Genomic DNA, 22,740 nt, shown 5'->3' on the forward strand with positions numbered 1-22,740 from the left:
CCCATGTCCTCCGATGCCGGCCACCTCTTCAAATTTCCCCTCGGTCAAACCGCTGCTCACGCAGGAGCAGATGGACAAGATCTTACCCTCGCGGCGTTCCATCACCTCGGAGGAGTTTCGTCGCCAGATCGAACTTCACTTGGGACGCCCCCTCTTGCCAGCCAGGAAAAAAGTCTTCTTGATTGGGCGCGAAACCTGGGTTTGCTGCTAGATCCGCAAACCATCATTCCTCTCCTCGAACGAGGTGGGCAGGGGCATGACGTAATGGGCAAATTGGACCGCGTTTCCTCAAAACCCCCATTTGCGCACCTTCATCCTTATCCTTTAGCCCTTATCCTTTAGCCCTTATCCTTTAGCCTTTCCCGATGGCCCTTCGCCCACGTAAAAAATACACCGTCTACGATCTCCAGCAGCTCAAAGGCAAACGCGTCCTCACCCACATCCACGTCAAATCCCCCGAGGAAGCCGCTGCCGCCGAAGAAGCCGGGGTCGACCTGATGAGTTGCAGCTTCGACTCTCCCGAAGCCCAAGCCCGCCTCCCACAATTGGTCGCCGCCGCCCCTCACAGTTTCCTCTCTGCCGCCACTCCCCATGGCCTCGCTTCGCCCGAAGAAGCCATCCGTGTCGCCTTCCGCGCCCTCGAAGCCGGAGCCAGCTCCGTCTACTGCTCCGCCAGTCCCTTCATCATTGAAGCCATGGCCCGCGAACGCATCCCTGTCGTCGGCCACCTCGGACTCGTCCCCCGCCACGTCACCTGGACCGGCTACCGCGCCATTGGCCGCACCGTGGAAGAAGCCAAACAGCTCTACGACAACATGAAGACCCTCGAAAGCGCCGGAGCCTACGCCGCCGAACTCGAAGTCGTCCCGCACAACCTCGCCACCTTCCTCAGTTCCCAGACAAAAATGCTGCTCATGTCCCTTGGTTCCGGCTCTGGATGTGACACCCAATTCCTCTTTTCCGACGACATCCTCGGGGATTATGAAGAACGCCCACCCCGTCACGCCAAAACCTACCGCAATTTCGCCGCCGAACACCGCCGCCTTCAGCAAGAGCGTATCGCCGCATTCAAAGAATACATTGCTGATGTCAACGAAGGCCGGTTCCCTGCGTCAGAAAATCTGATCGCCTCGGATGCCGCGTTCATCGATCAAGTGAAGCAAGTCACAATCGCTTCCACCTAGACATCAAGGAAGGGAATCTCTTCACTCAGGTTCCAACGACTTAGCAGCAGCCATTGCGAAGCTCGCAATCCGCTGCATACTATGCCCATACACTTAGTTGTTTTAGCGTCCTCCCTTCAATGAAAAACCTCCTCCTCACCTTCATTTCCCTCACCGCGTTTCCCCTCCTGGCAAATCCGATTCCGGTCGAGGTGCCATCAGCCATCCCAATTGCGGAAAACGTTCCAACCGCTCTCCCGGTGGAAGTGCTTCCCCCCGCGCCTGAGCCCGTCGAAGACATTTTGCGCCTGCAAATCTTCCTCGATACCCAGCTTTTCGGACCCGGCAAACTGGACGGACGCCCGGGAGAATTCACCACCAAGGCGCTGCAACGCTACCAACGCTCGAAGGCCATTCCCGAAACTGAACACACCGCCCACACCCTCGATCTCAGCTCGGTGGGTGAGATCTACACCACCTACACCATCCGCGAGGAAGACCTCAAATTTGTCGGCGACTACCCCAGCAAGCCTGCCGCCCAGAGCAAAAAGAAATACCTTCCCTACGCCTCCCTTCTCGAATTCCTCGAAGAACGCTTCCACAGCTCCCCCGACCTGCTCGCCTTCATCAACCAACCGCTCAAAATGAGCACCCTCAAACCGGGCGACACGGTCAAAGTCCCCAACGTTCAGCCCTTCCTCATCGAAGAACTCTCCGTCGCGATTTATCCCGAAACCCCCGAGTTCCTCACCCGCACCCTCAAAATCGACACCCGCGAACGCATCCTGGAACTCTTCGAAGGCGGGACCCTCCTTGCCAGCCTGCCCATCACCCCCGGCAGCGGTTATGTCGCCACCCCTCCCGGCACTTGGAAAATCGTCAACATCGTGCAGATGCCCACCTTCCGCTGGGACGACAGCGTCTTGAAATATGGCGTTCGCAGCGAGAATTATTACCAACTCCCCATGGGACCGAACAACCCGGTGGGCGTCATGTGGATCGGCCTCAACAAACCAGGAATCGGCATCCACGGCACCAACCAACCGCAAACCATCGGCCGCGCCGCCAGCGCTGGTTGCATGCGCACCGCCAACTGGGATGTCGTGCGACTTTCCAAAATGCTCACCAAAGGCATGACGGTGGTCATCGAAGGCCCCAAGGCGATCCCCCGCCCTGTCATTGCCACCAAAACTCCACCCCGGACCGTCGAACCTCCAATCCAAGCCGAGGACTCCAAGAAAAAATTCAAGTGGTTCTGGCAGCGCTGAGTCCGACCTCAACGATTTAATCGCGCTGAAACAGAAGAATCATCGCGAGCCTGTCTTGGCCTACGACGCAGTCGTCCTGGACTGCTGCGGCCTGCCGCCGCTGTAGGTGGGCGCAGCCTGCTGCGCCGCGACGAGAGACCCTATGACCGCTATTGTTGTCGTGACCACAAACCCGCAGGCCGGTTCTGGAAAGCACCTTTCACAACTGGGAACGAAACAGCGCCGCGCCATGATCGCTCAGTTTTTCCAACAGCGGCCTTCTGCGCCAGTCCTCATACGTCACTTCCCTCGCACGCCCGAGATCCTCATCAAAAATCTCCCCCTCCTGCAACGCGAAGTCGCGATCCAAAATATTCAAATTCGCCTCGTCGTTGAGTCGGAAGGAACGGTTGTCGAAATTCGCTGAACCCACTGACGTCAAACAATCGTCGATGATCATGCACTTCACATGATACATGGTCGGTTGATACTCAAAGATTCTCACACCCCGCTTCAGCAACTTGCCCCATCTCGCTCGCGAAGCCCGGCGAACCAGCCGGGAATCCTGGAAGGGACCCGGCAACAGCACATCAACCTCCACGCCACGGTCACAAGCATCAAGCAAGGTCTGCGTGGTCAAATCGTCCGGCACGAAATACGCATTGCCAATGCGGATCCGCCTTTGCGCCGCCGCAATCGACAGCAAAAACATCAGCCGCGCACTTTCACTACCTCCCTGTGGTGAACTCTTGAAAAGCTGGCATGGCTGCTCCCCCTGTTCCTGCAACCGGGGAAAATATTTTTCACCATCAAGCACCTCTCCCTGGGTGGTCATCCAGTTGTCATTAAACGCTGCCTGCAACTGCGCCACCACGGGACCTTCTACGCGATAGTGCGAATCCCGCCAATGATCCTCAGCATCTGCATTCCCCATCCAAAAATCACCCACGCCCACTCCGCCCGTGAAGCCCACGACTCCATCAACCACCAGCAGCTTGCGATGGGTCCGGTAGTTGAACAATGCAAAGTTCGACATGTGATAAATGCGCACCTCCACCCCTACCGCCTCCATCGCACGCACATCCGCTCCCTTCACACAATCACAGCCCACCCCGTCCAGCAACACATGAACGGCAACGCCTTCTCTTGCCTTGGCCGCCAGCGCCTGGGCGAAACGACGCGTCATCTCGCCCCGCCAAAACACAAAACTCTCAAAAGTTATGCTGACCTCGGCTGACTCAATGGCCTCCAGCATCGCAGGAAAAATCTCATCTCCATTCGTCAATCGCTCCACCCGATTGCCACCAACCAACGGAGGACCAAGCAACTGGCCAATCGACCTCTCAAACTGCTCGTCCTCCACTGCATAACGATGCGGCATGTGATGTTTCACCTTCTTCTCGGAAGAAACGAGATTGTTCACGATCACCGCAGCAAGCCCGGTTCCTGCCGCCGTCAGCCCAATGGTCCACAGCTGATCCGCAAGTTTGGAAGACGATTTTTTTTTCATAAGGAAGTTCCCACGCCGGTTAACCAACGCGTGCTCCCAAAGAAATCGGAGGCGTGCCCCTCAATGGTTGTGATGATCCTCGCAGCCCCTCTTCGCACATCCAGAACCCGGACGCCAGGCGATGCAACAGAGCCACTGTTTAACCCCATCCAACTCATGAAAATCCCTTCCGACTCCCTCCATCAACGCGTTGCACTGGTCACCGGAGCGGGCTCTGGCCTTGGTAAATCGGCGGCCAAAGCCCTCGCTCATGCCGGTGCCTATGTCGCCGCCGTCGGACGCACGCAGGATGAGCTTGATGCCACCGTGGCTGAAATCAATCGCAACGGAGGAAACGCCATCGCCCTGCTGGCCGACATCTCCCACAGCGACCAGGTTTGCGCCGCCATCGAAGCCACGGTTCAACGTTGGGGCCGGCTCGACATCGTCTTTGCCAATGCAGGCATCAACGGCGTCTGGGCACCTTTGGAAAAACTCAGTGAAGCCGACTGGGATCAGACCATGAACATCAACCTGCGCGGAACCTTCGTCACCATCAAACATGCCGTGCCGCACATGAAGGCCCATGGCGATGGCGGCTCCATCATCGTCACCTCCTCCGTCAACGGAACCCGCATGTTCAGCAACACCGGCGCCACCGCCTATGCCTGTTCAAAGGCAGGCCAGGTTGCCTTGGTGAAGATGCTTGCGCTGGAGCTGGCGGCTTCGAAAATTCGCATCAACGCCATCTGCCCTGGAGCGATTGAAAGCATGATCGACGACTCCACCGAACAAAAGGAAATCCCGGACCGCCTACCCGTCGACTTTCCCGATGGCGAAGTCCCCATCAACCATGGAGCGCCGGGCACATCAGGTCAGGTCGCCGAACTGGTGTGGTTCCTTGCCTCAGACGCATCCAGCCACATCACCGGCACCGAAATCTTCATTGATGGCGGCCAGTCGCTTCTCCAAGGATGAAAGTCCAATCATACAACCAGAACAGCTCCCCCTTCCGAAACCACTTACAGGAAACGATCACTAAAAGCTAAGTTGCCCCTCCTGTTTGCTTCGATTCAAACGATCTAACTTGCACCTCATCCAACATGAAATTTTACACCCTTACCACCCTTTTCGTTCTCGGTTTCTTGGTCAGCTGCCGCGACAACGAAGTGACCACTCGTGAAGAAGTTCGCGAGGAGGCGCGTGAAGTGGTCCGCGAGATGCAGGATGAAGCCATTGAAGCGAGACGCGAGGTCGTCGACACCGCCACATCTTCGCCGGACTCCCTCCAATGGAAAGGCAACTGGAACGAAACCAAAGGCAGAATTAAACAACGTTTTGCCGACCTTACCGATGACGACCTTCTCTACCAGGAAGGCAAGGAGGAGGAGTTACTCGGTCGCCTTCAGCAACGCCTCGGAAAAACCCGCGAAGAGATCGAGGCAATTCTCAACACGCCCTGATTTCGACATCAAGCATCTAACTGCCCAATAACTTCCCCTCGAACACGGTCTTCCTCAAACCCACCACTGCTAAATCACTCAAAATAACTATGAGCTTCGATCCCACTGTTCGTCCAGGCCTCCCGCATCCTCTTGGTGCCACTCCCGATTCCGATGGCGTGAACTTCGCCGTTTTCTCAGCCAATGCCGTCAAAATGGAACTGTGCTTGTTTGACGCAGAAACCCATGAAGAAACCCGCATCCCGTTGCCCGAATGCACCAACCACATCTGGCATGGACACATCAGCGGCATCAAACCCGGCCAGCTCTATGGCTATCGGGCTCATGGCGACTACGATCCCGCCCGAGGACATCGGTTCAATCCCCACAAGGTCTTGCTCGATCCTTATGCAAGAGCCATTGGCAGAAAGCTCGAAGCCTGGACCCCCGAGTTGTTTGGATATCGCATTGACGATCCCGGTGCCGACCTCACTTTCGACGAACAAGATTCGGCTGCCGTAGCGCCTCTCGGCATGGTAATGGACTCTTCCTTCGACTGGGGAGATGACACACCGCCACTTACTCCATGGCACCGCACGGTCATCTATGAAACCCATGTCAAAGGACTAACTAAAAAACTTCCCGGGATTCCCGAATCAATTCAGGGAACTTATGCCGGATTTGCGTCCGATGAAGCCATGTCCTATCTTCAGGATCTCGGCGTCACGGCGGTGGAGTTTCTGCCCATCCATCATCATCTTGACGATTCGTTTCTTACTGATCGTGGCCTCACCAACTACTGGGGTTACAACACGCTCTCCTTCTTCGCCTTCGAGCCCACTTATGCCTCCACCGATGACCCGCATGCGGCGATGAGTGAGTTCAAGGGCATGGTCAAACGTCTCCATCAATCCGGAATCGAAGTCATCCTCGACGTCGTTTACAATCATACCGCCGAAGGCAGCGAACGCGGGGCCACCCTATCATTCCGTGGTCTGGACAACGCCTCCTACTATCGACTTTCCCAAGAGCATCCCCGCTATTATGAAGACTTCACCGGATGCGGCAACACCTTGAGTATGCAAAACCCTGCCGGCCTCCGTCTGCTCATGGACAGCCTGCGTTATTGGGTCACTGAGATGCACGTTGACGGATTCCGCTTCGACCTCGCCAGCGCCCTTGCCCGCGAACTTTACGGATGGGACAAACTCAGTTCCTTCTTCGACGCCATCGCACAGGATCCTGTGCTGTCACGCGTGAAGCTGATCGCAGAGCCATGGGACATTGGCATGGGCGGTTATCAGGTCGGCAATTTCCCCACCGGATGGGCCGAATGGAATGGACGTTATCGTGATGAAGTCCGTCGCTTTTGGAAAGGCACTGATCGCGCCAACGAACTTGCCCAACGCCTCAGTGGCAGCGCCGACCTCTACAATCACAGCGGTCGCCAGCCTCATGCCAGCATCAACTTTATCACCGCCCACGACGGATTCTGCATGCGCGATCTTGTCAGCTACAATGACAAGCACAACGAGGCCAATACCGAAGGCAATCGCGATGGTGCCAACGACAACGAAAGCTGGAATTGCGGCGTCGAAGGCGAGACCGATGACGAAGGCATCCGTGAACTGCGCAAACGCCAGGCCAAAAACCAGCTCGCCACCCTGTTCCTTTCACAAGGCGTGCCGATGATCCTGTCCGGTGATGAGCGCTGGCATACCCAGAACGGCAACAACAACACCTTCTGCCAGGACAACGATCTTACCTGGCTTTCTTGGGAATGGGATGCCGATCAGCAGGAGATGCTGGATTTCACCAAGGCGCTGATCCAGCTCCGCCTGTCGGAACACGTTTTGTCCCGCAAAGATTTTCTTACCGGTCAATCACCTGCAGAAGGTCTGCCTAAAGATGTCCTTTGGTGGAACCATGACGGTCGCGAGATGAGCGACGAAGACTGGCATGCAGGTTATGTGCGTTGCTTCGGCATGCTTCTCCCCGGCTCAGCTTTGCTGGAGATCGATGACGACGGGAAACCGCGCCAAAGCAACACGGTATTGGTCATGATGAATGGTCACTACGAAGACATGAGAACCGTTCTTCCTTCGATTGATGGCAAGTCATGGACATTCCGGCTTGCCACGGCTGACATCGATTTTGAAAACGGCCTGAAAGACGCCGCCCCCTTCACCATGCCTTCCCGTTCCCTTGCCGTCTTTACGACGACTCCTTGAACGATGCATGGCTGCAACCCATCCCCGAAAACCAAAACAAACCAAACCAAAACAAAACACCACTATGAAAAAAAACTCCATCATCAGAAATGCTGGCAAGGCCATCGCCCTTGCCGCAGCCGCCCTGTTCATCGCTCAACCACTTTCCGCTGCCGATAAAGAAGGCGCCGTGAACATGGCTGACGCCAACGCCATCAAAAAAGCTGCCATTCAAGGTAAGGCAGAAGTGAAAATTGCCGAACTGGGTGCCGCAAAAGCAGAGCATGCCGAAGTGAAAGCGCTGGCCACCAAACTGGTTGCCCACCACACGGCCATGAACACGGAAATCGCCGCGTTGGCAGCCGCCAAAGGTGTTGATCTCACTGCCGCCAATGACCCAGATGCCGAAAAAACGGTGATGAGTCTTGAGAAGGAATCCGGTAAAGATTTCGACAAGGCCTTCCTCAATGCGGTTCAAGAAACCCACGAGGAATGCATCGACGCATTTGAAGAGCAATCGAAAGATGCCAAGGACGGTGAATGGAAAGCCTGGGTCGACAAATCCCTTCCTATGGTCCGTGCCCATCACGAAGCCGCTGAAGCTCTCGAAGAAAAACTCTAACCTTCGTTGTTGGTAGTTTGACTGTCTGCAACCGCAGCGTTTGACCTGCCAATCAAGTGCGGCGGTGGTGCCATGACCTGGTATCGCCGCCGCATTTTTTTCTTTTACCCCTAGCCGCCATGCCATCCTCATCACCTTCCCCCTTTGCCCACCCAGCCGCCGGCCTCCTCATTCCCGTGTTCGCCCTTCGCCGTCCCGATGATTTCGGCATCGGCGATACCAAGGCCGTCATGGAAGCCATCGACTTCTGTAAACGTCATGGCTTTGAAGTTCTGCAAACTTTGCCCATTCACGACACCGTTGGCGATCACAGCCCTTACAACCCAATCAGCTCACGCGCCCTCTCACCGACACTGCTTACCCTCGATCTTGATGAAGCCAGCGTTCCCGGCCTTACACGGAATATCCTTCAATCCAACGCTCCTGAATCATGGCTGGTCCAGGTCCGTGAAGGGGCAGTTAAACACGGCCTCGTTCACTCCCTCAAACTGCAAATTTTGCAGCACGCGTTTGATCAATTCATCCTTCAGAATGACCAATCATTGATCGATGAATTTGAGTCGTTTCAAAAATCCGAATCCGACTGGCTGCCCGGTTACACGTTGTTTCGCACTTTGGTAGGCGAATATGACAACAACCCGCATTGGGAACAATGGCGTCCCGAACATCAAAGTTACGACAGCGCTGAAACGTGGCTGCTCGCTCATCCCGAAAATGAACGCCTGCACACCACCCGCCGATCCCTCGCTTACATTCAATGGGTCGCCCATCGACAGTGGACCGCCGTGCGTGCGCATGCCGACACCCAAGCTATCCAGCTCATGGGAGAAATCAGTTTTGGCGTATCAAAAAGCAGCGCCGATGTCTGGCAGCACCGCGAACTCTTCGATACCGACTGGAGCATGGGCACCCGTCCCGTCGTTTACTTCGACACCAACAAAGACTCCGAGCGGTGGGGTCAAAACTGGGGCCTGCCGCCCTATCGTTGGGAAAATCATCGCTCCACCAATTTCGAATGGCTGCGTCGCCGGGTTCAAAGCGAAGCCCAATACTTTCACATCTGCCGCATCGACCACCTTCGAGGTTATTTCCGTGCCTACATGTTCCCCTGGCAGGGCGGATCTCAGCACTCCGAGTTTGCCCTTCTCGATGAAAATCAAGCCGCCGAAAAAACGGGCGGACGCATGCCCCGCTTCGTCCCGGGTCCAGACGAAGATCCAACCACTTCGGCCATGAACGACCTGCAAGGCCGCGAACTCATTTCCATTTTCCGCGAAGCCGCCGGCCCCATGTTCCTCTTCGCCGAAATCATGGGAGCCATGCCCGACTACATGCGCACGGCACTCGAAGACCTCCAGTTGCCCAGCCTCACCTTCCCACTCTTGGAAACCAACGAAAACGGCAGCATCAACCCCGCCAGTTCCTATCGTCCCCTCAGCCTCGTCTCCTACGGCAATCACGATCACGCCCCCATCGCCAGCATCTACCAGAACCACTTCATCAAACAAAACCTCGCCCTCCAAAACCTCCTCAATTTCGCCGAATGGCAATCCTCCCCTCCCGATTCCCTCAACGAGGAACTGCTGGCAGCCCTCCAACGCTCACTGTTCAAAACGCCCTGTCTGCTCGCCGTGTTGATGATTCCCGACCTCTTGGGCACCACCCTGCGCTTCAATCTGCCTGGCAGCTACGGTGACCAGACTTGGTGCGAGCGACTGGATTTCACCCTTGAAGAGCTGGAGCATCATCCCGTCTACGGTCCCCGAATCGCCACCGCCTCACGGCTCCTACGAGAAACCGGCCGCCACCTGACAGAACCCCATGTCGCCAAAACAAATTCCCTTCTTGCTGGTAATTCGCCCCATTCTCTCCTACGATAAGATGGTTTTGTTACGCAAACGTCACAACTCCGCAATAGCCCCCGGCACCCACCCTGCCATGGTGCAAAACCCTCCAAGCCACTCATCGCAACACCATTCATGAACGAACCCCGTCACATCCTCTCCAACTTTGACAACGCGCTCACCCAACTGCGCCAGAACCTGTTCAAGATGGCCAGTCTTTCGACGCAGAACCTCAACGACGCCGTGAAGGGCCTGCTCCAGCGCGACCTTGATCTTTGCAATCAGGTCATCGCCGACGACGAACAGGTTGATCAACTCGAAAAAACCATCGACGCAGAAGGCATTGCCATCCTCACCCGCTTTACCCCCATGGCACAGGACCTTCGCCGGGTCGTCAGCGCCATGAAAGCTTCAAGCAATCTGGAGCGCATCAGCGATCAGGCCGTGAACATCGCCCGCCGCGGTCGCAAATTGATCAACAGTTCCGAACTCCCCGAAACCCGCATGCTCGAGCCCATCTACAGCCAGGCCTACAACCTGCTGCAGGATGCCGTCCGCTCCTTCACCGAAGAGGACATGCCACTCGCCACCAGCCTCAAGGCCCGTGACCGCGAACTCGACCAACAGCAGAACGAATTCATCGCCCGTGTCACCCGCCGGATGGAAGAAGATACCGGCCACCTCAAGGATTACATCGACCTTGTCTTCGTTGCCCGCTTCCTTGAGCGCGCTGGTGACCATGCCGTCAACATTGGTGAAGACGCCGTCTACGCCGGTGCCGCCCGCGACATCCGCCACACGCAATAGTCTTCAAGAAAAGGCAAACATCCCAATCTCGAAACCCACCCTTAATCCGGTGGGTTTTTTGTGCTCACTTCTCTCGTCCTTATCCTTCCCTGAACTTTAACTTCCTTTGCGCGGAACGCGGATCGTGAACACCGTCTCCACCCCTGGTTTGCTGTGCACCGAGATGGTCCCATGATGCGCCTCCACGGCCCTCTTCACAATCGACAACCCCAATCCCGTCCCCTTGATCTCTTGAGAATGATGCCGCGCCACACGGTAGAACCGCTTAAATACAAACGGCAAGTCTGCCAGTGGAATCCCCACCCCGTCATCTCTCACTTCAATGACCGAAAACTCCGGCTCCTGACGAAGCCTCACCACAATCTTGACTCCGCCCCCCTGGTTTTCCTTGATCGCATTTCCCACCAGGTTGAACAAAATTTGATCCCAGTAAAACCGGTCACCAAACACCGATGGATCTTCTCCCGTATCGACCTTGAACGATGCCCTCGACTTGGAGTTCGCGACCATCGGACTCAACCGATGCACCACGTCCTGAGCACAGGCATCGAAATTGAACACCTCCAATCGCAGCGCCTCCGTCTGGCCGGATTCCATCCGGCTGATCACCAGCAAATCCTCCACGATCGAAGCCAGCCGGTCCCCATGTTTCTTCATCAACGTAAACGCCCGTTGGATCTCCACCGGATCAGTGATGTCCCCTTCCTTCAAATTCTCCAGGTAACCAATGATGATCGACAATGGCGTGCGCAGCTCATGCGAAGCATTCGCCACAAAATCCTTGCGGATTTTTTCCAAATGATGCTTCTGCGTTTCATCCCGTAAAATCACCAGCACCGCCCCATCCAGCCCCGCCGGTTCATTGCTCGACAACGGCACCGCCTCCACCGAATACACACGCTCCCCGCCCATGCTGTCCCCCGGCATGGACACCAGCAACTCCTCCCGCAAGCGCCGCCCGCTGCGCGCCCCATTCGCCACCACCTCAGCAATGCGGTGATCCCTGACACATTCCAAAAAGGGACGTCCGACAGGGTCCGCTATCGAGGGAAAAAATCGAAGCACCCCACGGTTCGCAAACAAGATCTGCTGATCGTTGCCAACAATGAACAGCCCGTCATCAATCCCATCCACCAGCCGGTGCAACATCTCCCCCCGACGCTGCGAGTGCTGCAAAAACACCTCCTCATCGCGTTTTTGACGCGCCATCTCTCTTTCCAGAGCCCTGATTTTGTCGCACGAGCGACGCCATGCCACCGCAAGAATGATCGCGAGCAAAAGGCTACCTAAAAAAAGTCCGGTCATGTCCAAGTCCACCCAGAAGAGCTACACCGACACGGCGGCAGGTGCCTTAAAAATGTAGCCGAATCCACGCGAGGTCTGCACCCAGTCCGCATAGTCGCCCAGCTTCTCACGCAAACGCTTCACATGCGTGTCCAAAGTGCGTGTGCGCACCGACTCCGAATAACCCCACACCTCCCGCAGAATCGTGTCCCGCTCCACCACTTCATCCTCATGATTGGCCAGCAAATGCAACAGCTTGAACTCCAGCAACGTCAAGTCCATCGGCTCGCCTGACACCGTCAGCTTCACCGCTGATAAATCGAACACGAACGGCCCTACTTTCAACTCCGTCCCATCCCCCACCGGCCCAGAACGACGTAACAACGCCTGCACCCGCAACACCAATTCCTTGGGACTAAATGGCTTCGGCAGATAATCATCCGCCCCATGCTCAAGTCCTGAAATTCGATCCTCCGTCTGCCCTTTGGCCGTCAGCATGATGATCGGAATCAATCGGGTGCTCTCCACCATCCGCAACTCCTCGCACACCTGCAAACCATCCCGACCTGGCATCATCACATCCAGCACGATCAAATCCGGCTTCGACTCCTTCACCCGCTTCAAAGCCTGCAAACCATCTGCGACTTCCTCCGTCGCAAATCCCGCACGCCGCAGGTTCATGCCCACCAGTTCACGCACATCTTCTTCATCATCAGCAATCAGAATAACAGGTTTGTCGGAGTCGGACATGGCAGGAATATTTACTTCGATCATTGTGTCAATTCCGTAAACATCCCACAATTCACCATTTGTGACAAGATCGTCACCCCTGGGAGCGCCGGATCCCACAGATGTGACACAGGCTTGCAGCCTGTGGGTGAGTCAGGCATTTTGCCTGGCACGATTGTCTCCACGCCCGCATCCCCCATTCCCCAAAAAACCTCACTCCATCTCCTTAATCACCGCCTGCCACTTCGCAATGTGCGCCGACCACGTCAACGGCAACACCTTTTCCCGTGCTGCCTTTCCCATCCTCACCCGATCTGCCTCCCCCAACGACAGCGCACGCCTCACATCCCCCGCCACCGCCGATGCGTCCCTCGGTCTCGTCAACAAAAACCCGGTCACCCCATCATCCACCATGTCAATCGCCCCATCATCCACCGAGATCAAACCCGGCAACTCACAAGCCATGCTCTGCAACACCGTGTTCGCACACGCATCATACAAGGTCGGATGCACAAACCAGTCCGCCGCTTGATACAACATCCCCACATCCGATCTCGCATCCAAGGCAAACACCCGCCCCGTCAGCCCATACGTCGCCACCTGCACCCGATAGCGTGCATCCAGCGGTTTTCCTACAATCCACAAATCGGCATCCACCTCCTCCCACGCCTCCAGCAGCGCATCCAGTCCCTTGCGCCGATGATTCAATGACACAAACAACACCGCAGGCCGAGCCGCATCCGACTTCATCTGCGCACAAACCCTCGTCCGCAAAGCCGCCCGATCCGCCGCAGGTTTGAATTTGGTCGTATCCACCGCCGTGTGAATCACCCGAAACTGCTCCATCGGTGTTCCATAAACCGCATGCACCTGCTTTGCCACCTCACCCGAATTCACCACAAACAACCGCGTCTTTCCCCCCGAATAGAGCTCCTGTTCCAACTGCAACTCCAGCAAATTTTTCATCGACCAGCGCTTCCAAATCGGCAGCAAGCCCGAATAAACCTTATGACATCCCCCGCCCGCCCGATGCAGATCATGCGATGTCGTCCTACCAAACCCAATCGACACATCCACCCCCAAATCTTCGTTCGAAAGCTGCGAAACCACCCGCTCAAACTGCCACAACCTCACCAATCCCGAACCCCTCGCCACCGGCACCAGCCGCAGTTCCAGCTTCAACTCTTCCAGCGCTTTCTCGTCCGCCTCAGCCGTCACCACCAAGACCTCATGCCCCTCCGACCTTAGCCGGAACGCAAACTCCATCAAATACCCCTCCAACCCCCCACGAGGAACAAACTGGTGATAAATCAAAGCAACACGCATAATCCCTTTTTCACTTTTCACTTTTCACTTCGTTGACTTCATCCTCATACTTCCGGCTGTAGCGCACAAACGCCGAAAACGCCGTCGCCACCGCGATCCACAACCCTGGAAACCCATCCATAAACCCACGGCGAATGACATAAGCGCGGAAAAAACGCCACCACGGTCGGAACACATTCGTTGCCAGCGACCACGATTTCCCGGCATCAACCTGCCTCTGCAAAAACACATCCGCAAACCCGTTGATCTTCTCCACATACCGGTTGATCGACGGAAACGAAAAGTGATGCAAATCCCCGCGCAGCCAGGTGCGGTTGTTTCCTTCCAGCTCGATGTAATCATGCTCCGGACTGCCCGCCCACTTCGCCTTCTCCCGACGGAACAACCGCAGCTTCGTATCCGGATACCAGTCGCCGTGCAAAATCCACCGCCCCATAAACCACACCTTGCGGTTAAACGACGCCCCATCAAACCGCTTGTCCAAGCCCTCCTCAAAAAACGCCTCCACATTTGCCCGCAACTCCGGCGACAACTCCTCATCACAGTCCAACGCCAGCACCCACTCCTCCTCACAAAGTCCCAGCGCCACATTCTTCTGGTCCCGATACCCCAACCAGGCCTGATGCGTCACCTTCGCCCCAAACGACTCGGCCACCGCCACCGTTCCATCCTTCGATCCCGAATCCACCACCACAATCTCCCGGGCAAGTCCCTCCACACTTCGCAAACAGCGCGCCAGATTGCCTTCCTCATTGCAGGAAACAATCGAAACAGAAATCGGCAGCGGCATCTTCACGCCTTCACCAACAACCAACCACCCCAAAAATAAACCCCAAACCTCCAAAAACTTTCATCTCGAAGACCGACGATTTTTTTCATTATCCCTTGCCGTGGCACGCCACCTGCCACACAAATTCATCCTATGCATACACTCCGACGTCATTTTCTGTTGTTCGGCGCCACCGCAGCGCTGCTTGCCGTCCTGACCCAATGCAAAGGCGGCAGTTCCGACACCATCCTCGTTGGTGAATTCGCCTCCCTCACCGGAAAAGAAGCCACGTTCGGAGTTTCTTCCCACGAAGGCACCCTCCTCGCCATCGAGGAAATCAACGCAGCCGGCGGCGTCCTCGGCAAACCGATAAAACTGATCACCGAAGACGACCAGTCGAAAGCCGGTGAACCCGCCAACGTCGTCAATAAACTCATCTCCAAAGACGGCGTCATCGCCATCCTCGGCGAAGTCGCCTCCAGCCGCTCCCTCGAAGCCGCCCCCATCGCCCAGCAAAGCGGCATCCCGATGATCTCCCCCGCCTCCACCAATCCCAAGGTCACCGAAGTCGGCGACTACATCTTCCGCGTTTGTTTCATTGATCCTTTCCAGGGCACCGTGATGGCCAACTTCGCCACCAACACCCTCAAGGCCAAAAAAGTCGCCGTGTTCACCGACGTCAAAAGCGACTACTCCAAAGGCCTCGCCCAGTTCTTCAAGGAAGGCATCAAAAAACTCGGCGGTGAAATCGTGGCCGAACTCGACTTCAACGGCGGCGACAAAGATTTCAAAGGTCAGCTCACCGCCATCAAATCCGCCAATCCCGACGCCGTCTTCATCCCCGGCTACTACACCGACGTCGCCCTCATCGCCATCCAGGCCAAACAACTCGGCCTCACCATCCCCCTCCTCGGCGGCGACGGCTGGGAAAGCCAGACCCTCGTCGACATCGGCAAAGACGCCGTTGAAGGCCACTACTTCTCCACCCACTACTCCACCGAAGCCGGATCCCCCAAAGCCCTCGCCTTCATCGAAGCCTACAAAAAACGCTTCAACAACAAAGTCCCTGACGCCATGGCCGCCCTTGGTTATGACTCCGCCTACTTCCTCGTCGACGGCATCACCCGCGCCGGCACCACCGATGGCCCCGCCCTCCGTGACGCCCTCGCCGCCACCAAAGAATTTGAAGCCGTCACCGGCAAAATGGCCATCAACGAAAAACGCGACGCCGTCAAAGCCGCCGTCATCCTGCAAGTGAAAGACGGCAAATTCAAATTCCTCGAAACCGTCGCTCCCTAAGCCCGAAGAAGATTGATCCCAAGGGTTGAGCCGTCTCCGATCAGACTCTCAACCCTCAACTTTCAACTCTCAACTTCCCCCCTTTGGACTGGTTTCTCCAACAATCCGTTAATGGACTCGCCCTCGGGTCCATCTACGCCCTCATCGCCTTGGGTTACACCATGGTTTACGGCGTCCTGCGATTCATCAACTTCGCCCACGCGGACATCCTCATGCTCGGTGCCTACGCCGCGTTCTTCCTCGCCCCCGTCGTCCACCCGATCATTCCCCTTCCCTCCTTCACCGGTGCCATCGTCATCATGGCGCTCTCCGCCGCCATCTGCGCCATCATCGGCATCGTCATCGAACTGCTCGCCTACCGCCCCCTGCGCAACCGACCGCGTCTCACCGTCCTCATCACCGCCATCGGCGTTTCCCTCTTCATCGAGTTCACTTGCCAGCATGAAGCCGTGTTCGGTGCCGCCACCCGCGCCTTCCCGCCATTGATGCCCGCCGCCGACTTCAAACTCGGCAACATCATCATCAGCAGCAACGACATCGTCGTCGTCGTCACCACCATCCTGCTCCTTTTCGCCCTCTGGTTCATCGTCCAGCGCACCCGCATCGGCACCGCCATGCGCGCCGTCTCCTTCAACCAGCAGGCCGCCTCACTCATGGGCATCAACATCAGCCGCATCATCTCCTTCACCTTCGCCCTCGGCTCCGCCCTCGCCGCCATCGCCGGCATCCTCTATGCCATGCGCGCCCCCGGCATCGAACCCCTCATGGGCATGCAACCCGGCATCCGCGCCTTCGTCGCCGCCGTCCTCGGAGGCATCGGCAACCTTCCCGGCGCGGCCATCGGCGGACTCATCATCGGCCTCCTCGAAACCTTCGCCGGCGGCACTCCCGGACTTTCCAACTATCGCGACGGCATCGCCTTCGCCATCTTGATTCTCATCCTCCTCTTCAAACCCGCCGGGATCCTCGGCAAAGCCACCGTCGAGAAAGTATGAACCACCAAGGAGCCAAACGCTGGTTGTTCATCAGCATCGCCATTGCTGTCGGAATCTCGCTGTTCTCCGACCAGTTCAACCGCTATTACCTTGGCATCGCCATCGACTGCGGCATCGCCATCATCCTCGCCACCAGCCTCAACCTCGTCAACGGCCACACCGGTCAGTTCAGCCTCGGCCATGCCGGATTCATGGCTGTTGGAGGTTACGCCGCCGCCAAATTCTCCCTCGTCGTCGTCCCCCTCACCCCTCCCGAACTCCAGCCCCTCATCTTCGTCGCCGCCCTCATTCTTGGCGGACTCCTCGCCGCCCTCGCCGGCCTCATCGTAGGCGTCCCCTCCCTCCGACTCCGCGGCGACTACCTCGCCATCGTCACCCTCGGCTTCGGCGAAATCATCCGCGTCATCGTCCAAAACATGGAATCCGTCGGTGCCGCCTCCGGCCTCAAAGGCATCCCCAAATTCACCACCTTCGGCTGGACCTTCGTCCTCGTCGGCATCACCATCTACGTCATCGCCTCCCTCGTCAACTCCACCTACGGACGCGGTTTCATCGCCGTCAACGATGACGAGGTCGCCGCCAGTTCCATGGGCATCAATCCCGTCCGCTACAAAGTCACCGCCTTCGTCGCCGGAGCTTTCTTCGCCGGCATCGCCGGAGGGCTCTACGCCCACCACAAACAATTCCTCGCGCCCACCGGCTTCGACTTCTTCAAGTCGGTCGACATCGTTGTCATGGTCGTCCTCGGCGGCATGGGACGCACCGCAGGCGTCGTGCTCGCCGCCATCCTGCTCACCCTCCTTCCCGAATTCCTGCGCCAGTTCTCCGACTACCGCATGATCATCTACGCCCTGCTCATCATCGGCCTCATGCTCCTCCGTCCACAGGGTCTCTTCACCCTCAGCGGCAAAAAGAAAGGAGCCAAAGCATGAGCTCTCCGCTCCTCCAAGTCAAAAACGCCACCATCAAATTCGGCGGCCTCACCGCCGTCTCCGAACTCAACCTCACCCTCGAAGAAAACCAGCTCTACGGCCTCATCGGCCCCAACGGTGCCGGCAAAACCACCGCCTTCAACCTCATCACCGGCGTCTACCAACCCACCTCCGGCCACATCGAATTCCAAGGCAAATCCATCGCCAGCCTGCGCCCCCATCACCTCACCAAACTCGGCATCGCCCGCACTTTTCAAAACATTCGCCTGTTCGGCTCCATGAGCGTCGCCGACAACGTCCGCGTCGCCACCCAGGTCCACCGCGACCACGGCATCCGCGACGCCCTCTGGCGCGGCAAAGGTTTCCAACAACGCGAGTCCGACATCCGCTTCCAGGTCTGCGAACTCCTCGACATCTTCGACCTCGGCCCCCTCAAAGACGAACCCGCCAAATCCCTGCCCTACGGCGACCAACGCCGACTCGAAATCGTCCGCGCCCTCGCCACCAAACCCAAACTCCTCCTCCTCGACGAACCCGCCGCCGGCATGAACCCCACCGAAAAGGAAGAGCTCATGACCCTCATCCGATTCATCAAAGACCGCTTCAAAATTTCCATCATGCTCGTCGAGCACGACATGAAAGTCGTCATGGGTATCTGCCAGCGCATCGCCGTCCTCGAATACGGCATTAAAATCGCCGAAGGCACCCCCACCGAAGTCCAGCGCGACCCCAAAGTCATCGCAGCGTATCTCGGCACCGAAAACACCAAACAAACTCCCATCGATGCTTGAGATCAACAATCTCCAAGTCGCCTACGGCTCTATCAAGACCCTCCACGGCATCAGCCTGAAGGTTCCCGCCAAAAGCATCGTCACCCTCATCGGAGCCAATGGAGCCGGTAAGTCGACCACCCTCCGTGCCATCTCCGGCCTAGCCAAGGTGCGCGGGGGCACCGTCACCTACGACGGCCAAAACATCACCAACGAGCCACCCCACCAGATCGTCTCCAAAGGCCTGTGCCACGTCCCTGAAGGTCGCATGGTTTTCGCCAACCTCACCGTCAAAGAAAATCTCCAGATGGGCGCTTACTTACGCCGCGATAAAGACGGAATTGCCGCCGATCTCGACTATTCCTTTCAGGTCTTCCCCCGCCTCAAAGAACGCATCAACCAGGCTGCGGGAACCCTCTCTGGAGGCGAACAACAGATGCTCGCCATCGCCCGCGCCCTCATGAGTAAGCCCCGCTTCCTCATGCTCGACGAACCCTCCCTTGGCATCGCCCCCATCCTCGTCCGCGCCATCTTCGACCAGATCGTCGCCATCAACAAAGAGCGCGGCCTCACCATCCTTCTCGTCGAACAAAACGCCAACCTTGCCCTCGCCATCTCCCACTACGGCTACGTCTTGGAAACCGGCAAAATCCTCTTAGAAAACGAGTCCCAAAAACTCCGCGAAGACCCCCAAGTCAAAGAAGCCTACCTCGGGCACTAACCCCCACTGGGACCACCGACGTGTCGTCGGTCTTAAACCATGGAGGTCCGACGTGTCGTCGGACATAACTTTAGGATACTTACACAAGCCCCCCATCACAACCACCTTTTCCACCGAAACATCCACACCATCCCCACCGCCACCCCCGCACAAATCCCCCAAAAACCAAACGGATAGGCCCATCCCGCCTGCAACTCCGGCATCCGCGCAAAGTTCATCCCAAACACCCCTGCGATAAATGAAAGTGGCATAAAAATCGTCGCGATCACCGTCAGCACCTTCATGATGGAGTTCATCCGCTGACTATTCGCGTTCATGTAAGTCTCCGTCAGACTCGACGCAATGTCTCGATAAGTCTCCAGCATCTCGATCACCTGCAAACTGTGGTCATAAAGATCCCGCATGAACACCGCCGTATCCGCCGTTAAATTCGCGTGATCCCCATGCTGCAATTGATGAATCACCTCACGCATCGGTCGGAACTCGCGCCTCAACAACATCATTTCCCGTTTCGCATGATGAATCCGTTTGATCAGCGCCGGCTCATGATGATCCAGCACCTCGATCTCCAAATCCTGAAGCAAGTCACTGTAATGCTCCAAAACCGGAAAACAGTGATCCACGATCGCATCGAGCAACGCATAAACCAGATACCCCAAATCACGCCCTCTTAAGCGCGATCCCTCCTTGCAAACACGCTCCCTCACCGGATCCCAAACCCCCTGGTGACTCTCCTGAAACGTCAGCAAGGTATGCTCCCCAACAAAGAAAAAAATCTGCTCACAATGCAGCGTCCCGTCCGCCATGTGAATCTTCCTCGCCACGATGAACGTCCTCGCATGATGCGACTCGTCGCCCGGATAAGTCTCCACCTTTGACCGGCATCCCCCTTGCAGCATGTCTTCAATCGCCAGTGGATGAAGCTGATACTTCGCGGCCAGCGCATGAATCACCCCCATGTCCGTCACCCCCGCCACATTGATCCACCGCACCTTCACCCACTCCGGTCGGTGATGATTCAAAAACTCATCCATCTCCCCCACCACCGTCGTCTGACAATGCAGCGCGTCATAATCCATGCACGTCACCACCACCTTGCCCGGACCACTCGGCATCGCCTTCAATTCATCCAAATGAATCCCCGGCGCTGAACCAGGCACCTGTGGTCGAGCACGGCGGAAGATGGGAGACGAATCATCAGACATACGTTTCCATCACTTCGACAAACCCGCGAACAACATCACAATATCGAGCAAGAACATCGCCACAATCGACCCCTCCAAAACCACCATCAGGCGATGGTTCTGTTCCTGCTTCAACATCTCGTAAAGATCATCAAGCGTCTTCAACTTGTCATCCAATGTCCGGTTCCAGTCCGCCAGGTGAAACCGGCGCGCCACTGTCTCATAAATCCTGGCCAGATGCCAGTCGCCAAAAAACTTGGTGATGTTTGACAGCTCGTCACTAAACCTCGCCAGATCAATCCGCACCTCGCGCAAATGTGGCAGCAACCCTTTCTTCCTGAAAAACTTGGCCGGCTTCAACAGATCCGCATACGATCTTTCCAATGCCCCATCCAGCAACCGGTCATACGCGATCAACTCCTCAAGCTGAAAGTTCGCCACCTCCAGCACATACAACGTCTCCTCAAAATCCGCCGCCCTGTCCACCACCAGCGCCGCATCCCAGTCCGCTACCAGAAGATCGCTGTCATAATAGGAAAGATGCTGGCTGGTCGACTCCATCGATTCCTGCTGTGAGAGCCTCGCGCTCTCCGGCTCCAGGGTCACCAATGCGGCAATCGTTCTCCGATGCTCCTGCAACCACGTCTCCCCCTTAAACGGCGCGTCCCCCTCCCTGACCTTCGGCGTCTCCACACAAAACACCGTGTAATCCTCCCCTTCCTGCAACTTCGCCACCGGCCGCACGGAAATCGGCGCCAGTTCCACCCTCAGCTTCTCCGCCAGTTCCTTCGCCTGATCATGCAGCACCCCTTTCGCCAGCATCGAATGATGCAGCCCCACCAACTCCTCCAGCCCCGCCACCTCAAATGGAAACCGTAGCGTGATGCTCACCGCACCAATCGGCAAAACCTTCACCGTTCGCTGACACTCCGCCAGCCCTTCCCCCAGCGGGATCATTACTGGATCCAGCCGCGCAATTCTCGGCACATACAAAAGTTGCTGTCTTGGGCTCCGCTTAGAAGGTCCAATCTGATGGGGCACCAAAGGTTTGCCCAGCAACACATTCAGCTCCGGCCTGCGCAACTCATAAGCCATGTCACAGGCGTAAAAATAGACAATCTCACCTTTGAGCGAGGGGACAACGGATTCAGATATGGACACCCTCAGCATTGGCCGCAAAACCGCCTCCAGTCAGGTGACAAAAAGTTCACCAGCCCCCGCGTTAATTTCCATCGCGCCGTTCATGCCCTGCTGTATCTCACCGCTTTGTTCTCTGCCAGGAGGCAGGTATCTGTAAAATCATCACGTCATTTATCATCCATCATGTTCTGGCGCATTTCCCGGTCCCTCGAGCGATACATTCGTAACATCCTCCCTCAACAAATCGCCCCAGACCGCATCCTCGAATTTGGCCCCGGCCGCAGCACCCGCGTGTTTGCCGAAACCTTCCCTCAAGCCCTGATCACCTCTCTTGAGCATCAGGAGCCTTACTACCTCAAGCACAAACTCAAGCTCCAGGATCTTCCGCAAGTGACCCTCTATCATTGCCCCCTCGATCACAACTCAAACTCATTCTATTCCACTGGTCTTTGGAGCCACTCTTCCTACGACCTCATCCTGGTCGACGGACCACCCAAAAACACCAAACCCAAAGTGCGCGGTGGTGCCTCCTGCATCTTTAACAATCTCACCCCCGGCGGTCTAATTATCCTCGACGACAGCAACCGCCCTGATGAAAAATCCATCATCCAGCAATGGATCCCCGACTTTGATCTGACAGAGATTTTCAACGGCTCGAGCTTCACCGTTCTCCAAAAAAGTCCCTCCGTCTCTACCGCCCGCACCCGGGCTCAAGCCGAAGCCGAAGCCGAACCAGCCTACATGCTCGGTGCCGCCTGACCGCGACG

Annotated in this window: 22 protein-coding genes; 15 read left to right on the plus strand and 7 right to left on the minus strand. The window is 56.8% G+C overall.

Features of this window, described 5'->3' with window-relative positions; translation table 11 throughout:
* Positions 1-13 precede the first annotated feature (13 nt).
* The 3 genes from FEM03_RS15060 (at position 14) to FEM03_RS15070 (ending at position 2,431) form a co-directional block, all read left to right on the plus strand.
* Positions 14-211, plus strand: a complete 198-nt coding sequence (locus FEM03_RS15060) for a hypothetical protein (RefSeq protein ID WP_138087107.1) — start codon at positions 14-16, stop codon at positions 209-211.
* 154 nt (positions 212-365) lie between these two features.
* The gene (locus FEM03_RS15065) at positions 366-1,184 is read left to right on the plus strand and encodes a 3-methyl-2-oxobutanoate hydroxymethyltransferase (RefSeq protein WP_138087108.1); all 819 of its coding nucleotides are present in this window, start codon (positions 366-368) and stop codon (positions 1,182-1,184) included.
* A gap of 119 nt (positions 1,185-1,303) precedes the next feature.
* Positions 1,304-2,431 carry a L,D-transpeptidase family protein gene (locus FEM03_RS15070; protein WP_138087109.1) on the plus strand — a complete coding sequence of 376 codons (1,128 nt, stop codon included), beginning with the start codon at positions 1,304-1,306 and terminating at the stop codon, positions 2,429-2,431.
* A 199-nt stretch (positions 2,432-2,630) separates the two neighbouring features.
* Here the strand turns inward: FEM03_RS15070 and FEM03_RS15075 are convergent, their stop codons facing one another.
* The gene (locus tag FEM03_RS15075; RefSeq protein WP_138087110.1) at positions 2,631-3,920 is read right to left on the minus strand and encodes a phospholipase D-like domain-containing protein; all 1,290 of its coding nucleotides are present in this window, start codon (positions 3,918-3,920) and stop codon (positions 2,631-2,633) included.
* A 156-nt stretch (positions 3,921-4,076) separates the two neighbouring features.
* Between FEM03_RS15075 and FEM03_RS15080 the strand changes: the two genes are divergently transcribed.
* From FEM03_RS15080 to phoU, 6 genes are all read left to right on the plus strand, one after another.
* Complete coding sequence (locus FEM03_RS15080) at positions 4,077-4,877, plus strand: SDR family oxidoreductase (protein ID WP_138087111.1); 801 nt, start codon at positions 4,077-4,079, stop codon at positions 4,875-4,877.
* A 125-nt stretch (positions 4,878-5,002) separates the two neighbouring features.
* On the plus strand, positions 5,003-5,362 hold the full coding sequence (locus FEM03_RS15085; protein WP_240772795.1) for a CsbD family protein: 360 nt from the start codon (positions 5,003-5,005) through the stop codon (positions 5,360-5,362).
* An 89-nt stretch (positions 5,363-5,451) separates the two neighbouring features.
* Positions 5,452-7,572 (plus strand): glycogen debranching protein GlgX, encoded by a 2,121-nt coding sequence (gene glgX, locus FEM03_RS15090; RefSeq protein ID WP_138087112.1) that lies wholly within the window; start codon positions 5,452-5,454, stop codon positions 7,570-7,572.
* 64 nt (positions 7,573-7,636) lie between these two features.
* Positions 7,637-8,173, plus strand: coding sequence for a DUF4142 domain-containing protein (locus FEM03_RS15095; protein WP_166442888.1), 537 nt, complete (start codon positions 7,637-7,639; stop codon positions 8,171-8,173).
* A 119-nt stretch (positions 8,174-8,292) separates the two neighbouring features.
* On the plus strand, positions 8,293-10,053 hold the full coding sequence (locus FEM03_RS15100) for a 4-alpha-glucanotransferase (RefSeq protein WP_138087114.1): 1,761 nt from the start codon (positions 8,293-8,295) through the stop codon (positions 10,051-10,053).
* Between the two features lie 99 nt (positions 10,054-10,152).
* Positions 10,153-10,824, plus strand: a complete 672-nt coding sequence (gene phoU, locus FEM03_RS15105) for a phosphate signaling complex protein PhoU (protein WP_138087115.1) — start codon at positions 10,153-10,155, stop codon at positions 10,822-10,824.
* A 96-nt stretch (positions 10,825-10,920) separates the two neighbouring features.
* On the opposite strand, the gene FEM03_RS15110 is transcribed toward phoU, so the two are convergent.
* From FEM03_RS15110 to FEM03_RS15125, 4 genes are all read right to left on the minus strand, one after another.
* Entirely contained in the window at positions 10,921-12,033 is a 1,113-nt protein-coding gene (locus tag FEM03_RS15110) for a sensor histidine kinase (protein ID WP_138087116.1), read from the minus strand.
* A gap of 117 nt (positions 12,034-12,150) precedes the next feature.
* Complete coding sequence (locus FEM03_RS15115; RefSeq protein WP_138087117.1) at positions 12,151-12,858, minus strand: response regulator transcription factor; 708 nt, start codon at positions 12,856-12,858, stop codon at positions 12,151-12,153.
* Between the two features lie 192 nt (positions 12,859-13,050).
* Positions 13,051-14,163, minus strand: coding sequence for a glycosyltransferase family 4 protein (locus tag FEM03_RS15120; protein ID WP_138087118.1), 1,113 nt, complete (start codon positions 14,161-14,163; stop codon positions 13,051-13,053).
* A 10-nt stretch (positions 14,164-14,173) separates the two neighbouring features.
* Positions 14,174-14,953: a glycosyltransferase family 2 protein gene (locus FEM03_RS15125; protein ID WP_138087152.1), complete on the minus strand. Its 780-nt coding sequence runs from the start codon at positions 14,951-14,953 to the stop codon at positions 14,174-14,176.
* 132 nt (positions 14,954-15,085) lie between these two features.
* On the opposite strand from FEM03_RS15125, the gene FEM03_RS15130 reads away from it, so the two are divergent.
* The 5 genes from FEM03_RS15130 (at position 15,086) to FEM03_RS15150 (ending at position 19,649) form a co-directional block, all read left to right on the plus strand.
* Complete coding sequence (locus FEM03_RS15130) at positions 15,086-16,231, plus strand: ABC transporter substrate-binding protein (protein WP_138087119.1); 1,146 nt, start codon at positions 15,086-15,088, stop codon at positions 16,229-16,231.
* An 83-nt stretch (positions 16,232-16,314) separates the two neighbouring features.
* Positions 16,315-17,226 (plus strand): branched-chain amino acid ABC transporter permease, encoded by a 912-nt coding sequence (locus tag FEM03_RS15135; protein WP_138087120.1) that lies wholly within the window; start codon positions 16,315-16,317, stop codon positions 17,224-17,226.
* Positions 17,223-18,158 carry a branched-chain amino acid ABC transporter permease gene (locus FEM03_RS15140; RefSeq protein WP_138087121.1) on the plus strand — a complete coding sequence of 312 codons (936 nt, stop codon included), beginning with the start codon at positions 17,223-17,225 and terminating at the stop codon, positions 18,156-18,158. The genes FEM03_RS15135 and FEM03_RS15140 overlap by 4 nt, the downstream gene beginning before the upstream one ends.
* Positions 18,155-18,949, plus strand: a complete 795-nt coding sequence (locus tag FEM03_RS15145; RefSeq protein ID WP_138087122.1) for an ABC transporter ATP-binding protein — start codon at positions 18,155-18,157, stop codon at positions 18,947-18,949. Before FEM03_RS15140 ends, FEM03_RS15145 begins: the two co-directional genes overlap by 4 nt.
* Positions 18,942-19,649: an ABC transporter ATP-binding protein gene (locus FEM03_RS15150; RefSeq protein ID WP_138087123.1), complete on the plus strand. Its 708-nt coding sequence runs from the start codon at positions 18,942-18,944 to the stop codon at positions 19,647-19,649. The genes FEM03_RS15145 and FEM03_RS15150 overlap by 8 nt, the downstream gene beginning before the upstream one ends.
* 95 nt (positions 19,650-19,744) lie before the next feature.
* Here FEM03_RS15150 and corA read toward each other — a convergent pair whose 3' ends face one another.
* Positions 19,745-20,854 (minus strand): magnesium/cobalt transporter CorA, encoded by a 1,110-nt coding sequence (corA, locus tag FEM03_RS15155; RefSeq protein ID WP_138087124.1) that lies wholly within the window; start codon positions 20,852-20,854, stop codon positions 19,745-19,747.
* Positions 20,855-20,863: 9 nt separating this feature from the next.
* On the minus strand, positions 20,864-22,003 hold the full coding sequence (locus FEM03_RS15160; protein WP_138087125.1) for a hypothetical protein: 1,140 nt from the start codon (positions 22,001-22,003) through the stop codon (positions 20,864-20,866).
* A 153-nt stretch (positions 22,004-22,156) separates the two neighbouring features.
* Here FEM03_RS15160 and FEM03_RS15165 point away from each other — a divergent pair, with 153 nt between their 5' ends.
* Positions 22,157-22,732, plus strand: a complete 576-nt coding sequence (locus tag FEM03_RS15165) for a class I SAM-dependent methyltransferase (protein ID WP_138087126.1) — start codon at positions 22,157-22,159, stop codon at positions 22,730-22,732.
* Positions 22,733-22,740: the final 8 nt, after the last annotated feature.

Origin of the sequence: Phragmitibacter flavus (assembly GCF_005780165.1) — a bacterium.
GTDB lineage: Bacteria > Verrucomicrobiota > Verrucomicrobiia > Verrucomicrobiales > Verrucomicrobiaceae > Phragmitibacter > Phragmitibacter flavus.

What these genes read in the sequence shown, in the direction of transcription:
- FEM03_RS15110 (WP_138087116.1), bottom strand. Translation starts at nt 12,033, where the DNA reads ATGGCGCGTCAAAAACGCGATGAGGAGGTGTTTTTGCAGCACTCGCAG.
- FEM03_RS15145 (WP_138087122.1), top strand. Translation starts at nt 18,155, where the DNA reads ATGAGCTCTCCGCTCCTCCAAGTCAAAAACGCCACCATCAAATTCGGC.
- FEM03_RS15130 (WP_138087119.1), top strand. Translation starts at nt 15,086, where the DNA reads ATGCATACACTCCGACGTCATTTTCTGTTGTTCGGCGCCACCGCAGCG.
- FEM03_RS15095 (WP_166442888.1), top strand. Translation starts at nt 7,637, where the DNA reads ATGAAAAAAAACTCCATCATCAGAAATGCTGGCAAGGCCATCGCCCTT.
- FEM03_RS15120 (WP_138087118.1), bottom strand. Translation starts at nt 14,163, where the DNA reads ATGCGTGTTGCTTTGATTTATCACCAGTTTGTTCCTCGTGGGGGGTTG.
- glgX (WP_138087112.1), top strand. Translation starts at nt 5,452, where the DNA reads ATGAGCTTCGATCCCACTGTTCGTCCAGGCCTCCCGCATCCTCTTGGT.
- FEM03_RS15165 (WP_138087126.1), top strand. Translation starts at nt 22,157, where the DNA reads ATGTTCTGGCGCATTTCCCGGTCCCTCGAGCGATACATTCGTAACATC.
- corA (WP_138087124.1), bottom strand. Translation starts at nt 20,854, where the DNA reads ATGTCTGATGATTCGTCTCCCATCTTCCGCCGTGCTCGACCACAGGTG.
- phoU (WP_138087115.1), top strand. Translation starts at nt 10,153, where the DNA reads ATGAACGAACCCCGTCACATCCTCTCCAACTTTGACAACGCGCTCACC.
- FEM03_RS15075 (WP_138087110.1), bottom strand. Translation starts at nt 3,920, where the DNA reads ATGAAAAAAAAATCGTCTTCCAAACTTGCGGATCAGCTGTGGACCATT.
- FEM03_RS15060 (WP_138087107.1), top strand. Translation starts at nt 14, where the DNA reads ATGCCGGCCACCTCTTCAAATTTCCCCTCGGTCAAACCGCTGCTCACG.
- FEM03_RS15140 (WP_138087121.1), top strand. Translation starts at nt 17,223, where the DNA reads ATGAACCACCAAGGAGCCAAACGCTGGTTGTTCATCAGCATCGCCATT.
- FEM03_RS15065 (WP_138087108.1), top strand. Translation starts at nt 366, where the DNA reads ATGGCCCTTCGCCCACGTAAAAAATACACCGTCTACGATCTCCAGCAG.
- FEM03_RS15115 (WP_138087117.1), bottom strand. Translation starts at nt 12,858, where the DNA reads ATGTCCGACTCCGACAAACCTGTTATTCTGATTGCTGATGATGAAGAA.
- FEM03_RS15150 (WP_138087123.1), top strand. Translation starts at nt 18,942, where the DNA reads ATGCTTGAGATCAACAATCTCCAAGTCGCCTACGGCTCTATCAAGACC.
- FEM03_RS15100 (WP_138087114.1), top strand. Translation starts at nt 8,293, where the DNA reads ATGCCATCCTCATCACCTTCCCCCTTTGCCCACCCAGCCGCCGGCCTC.
- FEM03_RS15125 (WP_138087152.1), bottom strand. Translation starts at nt 14,953, where the DNA reads ATGCCGCTGCCGATTTCTGTTTCGATTGTTTCCTGCAATGAGGAAGGC.
- FEM03_RS15070 (WP_138087109.1), top strand. Translation starts at nt 1,304, where the DNA reads ATGAAAAACCTCCTCCTCACCTTCATTTCCCTCACCGCGTTTCCCCTC.
- FEM03_RS15160 (WP_138087125.1), bottom strand. Translation starts at nt 22,003, where the DNA reads ATGCTGAGGGTGTCCATATCTGAATCCGTTGTCCCCTCGCTCAAAGGT.
- FEM03_RS15080 (WP_138087111.1), top strand. Translation starts at nt 4,077, where the DNA reads ATGAAAATCCCTTCCGACTCCCTCCATCAACGCGTTGCACTGGTCACC.
- FEM03_RS15085 (WP_240772795.1), top strand. Translation starts at nt 5,003, where the DNA reads ATGAAATTTTACACCCTTACCACCCTTTTCGTTCTCGGTTTCTTGGTC.